This is a genomic window from Pseudomonas sp. 22490 (assembly GCF_052044465.1).
Classification (GTDB): Bacteria; Pseudomonadota; Gammaproteobacteria; order Pseudomonadales; family Pseudomonadaceae; genus Pseudomonas; species Pseudomonas aeruginosa.
This window is the reverse complement of the sequence record NZ_JBQENS010000093.1, coordinates 1-764: the sequence shown is the minus strand read 5'-3', so window position 1 is coordinate 764 and position 764 is coordinate 1. Positions and strand designations below refer to the sequence as shown.

General features: G+C 61.3%; 1 pseudogene. It reads right to left on the bottom strand.

Annotated features, from left to right (window positions below):
- Nucleotides 1-657 (bottom strand): annotated as a pseudogene (locus ACTJJX_RS35035) (hypothetical protein); the annotation flags it as partial.
- Nucleotides 658-764 lie beyond the last annotated feature (107 nt).

Genomic DNA, 764 nt, shown 5'->3' with positions numbered 1-764 from the left:
TTGCAGGCCGTTGGCCGAGCCGAACATGTACGTCTCGCCACGCCCGTAGACCGAGGCGTTGCTGTCGAATTCGATCCGCTCGATCCCACTGATTTGCCGTACCCGACGCGAGCGGCAGTGCATGCGATCAACGAGATCAGCCGGAGGCGTCCAGCCCTGCACATCCAGCGCGATATGCACGGCTGCTTGGTTGGTCTCGCAGTGACTCAGCACCGCCGCGGCCAGGTCATCCAGCACGCCCTGGAGGATACGCGGGTCGGCGCCGTCAATGGCGTGGGGCGACACCTCGATCTTGAGGTGCGAGCCAATGGTGTCGACCTTGATGTTGTGGTTCTTGATCAGCAGGATCAGGCCCATTTCGGCGTTCTGCAGGCGGTACTGATAGCCAGAGTCGCGACCGATACGGCCCTTGGACCATTCGTAGCCGGCGAACTCGACCACATCCACCGACAGGTCAAACAGCGCCATGACTTCCGGCCGGAGCTTGCCGTTGTACAACTGCCGCACGGTGTCCACGCCACACCGCAGGATGCGCACGCCTGACAGGTCGGTGAACTGTCCATTGAGCGGGTCCATGAAAAGCATCCCCTTCGGGGACTTGTGGAAATCCCCGTTTTCTTCGAGGACCAGTCGGGTTGGATGGATCGGAGTCTTCATGTTCTTTACCCGTTAATGAGGTTCTATGGGGTTGCTGATCGGGGGTTATCTGACGTGTTACAGGGGCGTCGGCCGGCCCCGCCGTGGCGCTTGCTCACTCCGAGACG